Genomic DNA, 1,991 nt, shown 5'->3' with positions numbered 1-1,991 from the left:
TCCTCTCGGAAAACGGGTGTCGGAATCCTCGTTTTACTCTAGGAGGCTTATCTCCGCGGCCCCTCCATAGTATCTAGTGGCCTGACGATGTACCGATGTACCTTCACGCGCGTACGCACGGAGCTGCGTATGTAGCCGCAACGCTGGCGCCCTGCCACCGATCCGCTACGCGTTAGAAGCCACGCTCGGTTCGGATCGCGTCGGAGGCCCGCACGTAGCGAAACTGCTGGTGAAAGGATGGCTGTAGGCTGCGGTTTCCATCCCCCAAGGCTCTCTCATCGGCAAGCTCGCGCAACCGTTCCCTAGTGGCCGAATGCCCGTTGGTATTGCCAGCCAGGATTGCCCGCGTGCGCTTACCGCTCTTTTGCTGTGCCGTGGCAACCTCCATGCAACCGCTCCAGCATTTACTGACTTGGCACTAAATAGTGCGTAGTGCGTTAACGGGTATGAAGACGAAAACTGATGCCCGACACCTCGACGGGGGCCCTCGCAGGCGCACCTGAGAAAAGTAGTGCTGCAAACGGTGGTTGATGGAATCTCGCAAACCGCGCCCGCTCACACATTCGGGGGCAAATCCGCGGGCAGTAAGCAACTGGATGAAGCGGTCGCGAGAAGGCGGCCTGAGATCGCTCAGGCCATGCAAGCGTGGCCGTCGACCGGGAAGTGGCCGGTTGGATCACCGGCAGACCGTGAGAATCCGCAAGCTGATCATCGAACCGATGCCGGATCGGCTGGCGTTGCCATTCTACCTGTGGACCCGCGAGTCGGTAGCGCAGCTCATCGAGCGCGAGTATGGCATCAAGGTGTCTGCGTGGACGGTCGGTCGATACCTGAAGCATTGGCCCATCGCTCCAGCATGACGACTGCAATACGGCATGAACGAGTTCGTTCTCTCGTCTCCACGGGCTGGCTCGCCAAGCGCGATTTCAATAGTCTCCATCGTAGGCGCCCTCTTCGGCTAGGATAAGCATATCGGCCTCACTGGCTTCCGCCGTCACGGAGACGCAAACCCCTGTTGACGTCGCAAAATAGACGCGGCGACCACGAAATTCCACCACCGGCTCTTCATTGAACAGTTCGACCGCGCTGATCCGAATGACACGCACGTCGGGATAGCGCTTGCGCCAACCTGCTGCGGCTTGCGACAACGTCGGCTCGTTGAGAACCAATTCGGTTATCGTATGTATCTGAGCTGCAGTAAGCGCCATGTTAGTCGTGACCGCCCGCCAGGCGCCGGGCTTCCACGGTGACCGGAAGCACGGTGTCGGGCGCCAACTCAGGCAACTCGAACTGCCAGCCGTTCGCAAGCGTGACGAGCCCACCCCACATCCGTGCCCGCGCGATTGAAACAATCGGCTCCTCCAAATCCGTCCTCGGAATGTAGGCGCAGAGTATGCCTTTGCTATCCTTTCGAATCGTGATTTTCACAGTAAAAGCTCCTGGTTTGGTTAGGAAATTTGCGCCGTGCGAACGTACATCGTTTTGAATACAGCGCGAGCAAAGTGGCGACGCTGGCAGCATGTGAGAAATGCCGCTGCAGCCAATACATAAACTGTCACGCGCCCAGCTCGTCTCCTTGCGCGATGGTCGCACCGGTGCAGAAACAGTTTTGTCCTCCGGGCAGCCGACCAAAAGCCGTCAAAGAGAGGCACAGCGGCTCGCCGTTCTCAACCACCTGCCCGACGTCGACGATCTCGTCGAGGGAGCCGGCCCTCAGGAGACACTTACCTTCGCCCCGGTCGCGATATCCGCCATCGTTGTAGCTGTCGTGCAGTACGACCACGCTCATACCTCATGAATAGGGCTAGCTCGCAACTCGATTGTCCGATGCATCGCCCTGGTGTTCCGTGTGCCAAAGGCTTCGCCCATCCGCCGCTGTCGCAGTCGGCAGTATCTGGTCGATCGAGCTCAGAACCGTGGCCCGCTCGCCCAGACACGCGAGCACGTCATCGGGAAGATAATCGAGCGTGCACAGTTCCTTCGCGCGCATG

At 59.4% G+C, this 1,991-nt stretch carries 5 protein-coding genes and 1 pseudogene; 1 reads left to right on the top strand and 5 read right to left on the bottom strand.

The window, feature by feature from the left end:
- Nucleotides 1–172: 172 nt before the first annotated feature.
- Nucleotides 173–388, bottom strand: coding sequence for a hypothetical protein (locus tag J8I87_RS43795; protein WP_209938860.1), 216 nt, complete (start codon nucleotides 386–388; stop codon nucleotides 173–175).
- 142 nt (nucleotides 389–530) lie between these two features.
- Here J8I87_RS43795 and J8I87_RS43790 point away from each other — a divergent pair, with 142 nt between their 5' ends.
- Nucleotides 531–860 (top strand): helix-turn-helix domain-containing protein, encoded by a 330-nt coding sequence (locus J8I87_RS43790; protein WP_313068284.1) that lies wholly within the window; start codon nucleotides 531–533, stop codon nucleotides 858–860.
- Nucleotides 861–926: 66 nt separating this feature from the next.
- Here the strand turns inward: J8I87_RS43790 and J8I87_RS43785 are convergent, their stop codons facing one another.
- From J8I87_RS43785 to J8I87_RS43770, 4 genes and pseudogenes are all read right to left on the bottom strand, one after another.
- Nucleotides 927–1,208 carry a hypothetical protein gene (locus J8I87_RS43785; RefSeq protein ID WP_209938859.1) on the bottom strand — a complete coding sequence of 94 codons (282 nt, stop codon included), beginning with the start codon at nucleotides 1,206–1,208 and terminating at the stop codon, nucleotides 927–929.
- A gap of 1 nt (nucleotide 1,209) precedes the next feature.
- Complete coding sequence (gene nifT, locus J8I87_RS43780) at nucleotides 1,210–1,428, bottom strand: putative nitrogen fixation protein NifT (RefSeq protein WP_012406775.1); 219 nt, start codon at nucleotides 1,426–1,428, stop codon at nucleotides 1,210–1,212.
- A 127-nt stretch (nucleotides 1,429–1,555) separates the two neighbouring features.
- Entirely contained in the window at nucleotides 1,556–1,789 is a 234-nt protein-coding gene (locus J8I87_RS43775) for a nitrogen fixation protein NifZ (protein ID WP_209938857.1), read from the bottom strand.
- 15 nt (nucleotides 1,790–1,804) lie between these two features.
- Nucleotides 1,805–1,991, bottom strand: a pseudogene (locus J8I87_RS43770) (nitrogen fixation protein NifZ); the annotation flags it as partial.

Origin of the sequence: Paraburkholderia sp. LEh10 (assembly GCF_017814945.1) — a bacterium.
In the GTDB taxonomy this organism is placed as follows: Bacteria; Pseudomonadota; Gammaproteobacteria; order Burkholderiales; family Burkholderiaceae; genus Paraburkholderia.
The sequence above is the reverse complement of the archived record's forward strand: the minus strand, read 5'-3'. Positions and strand labels throughout refer to the sequence as shown.

Coding starts and splice junctions, on each gene's coding strand:
- J8I87_RS43795 (WP_209938860.1), bottom strand. CDS start 388: ATGGAGGTTGCCACGGCACAGCAAAAGAGCGGTAAGCGCACGCGGGCA.
- J8I87_RS43790 (WP_313068284.1), top strand. CDS start 531: ATGGAATCTCGCAAACCGCGCCCGCTCACACATTCGGGGGCAAATCCG.
- J8I87_RS43785 (WP_209938859.1), bottom strand. CDS start 1,208: ATGGCGCTTACTGCAGCTCAGATACATACGATAACCGAATTGGTTCTC.
- J8I87_RS43775 (WP_209938857.1), bottom strand. CDS start 1,789: ATGAGCGTGGTCGTACTGCACGACAGCTACAACGATGGCGGATATCGC.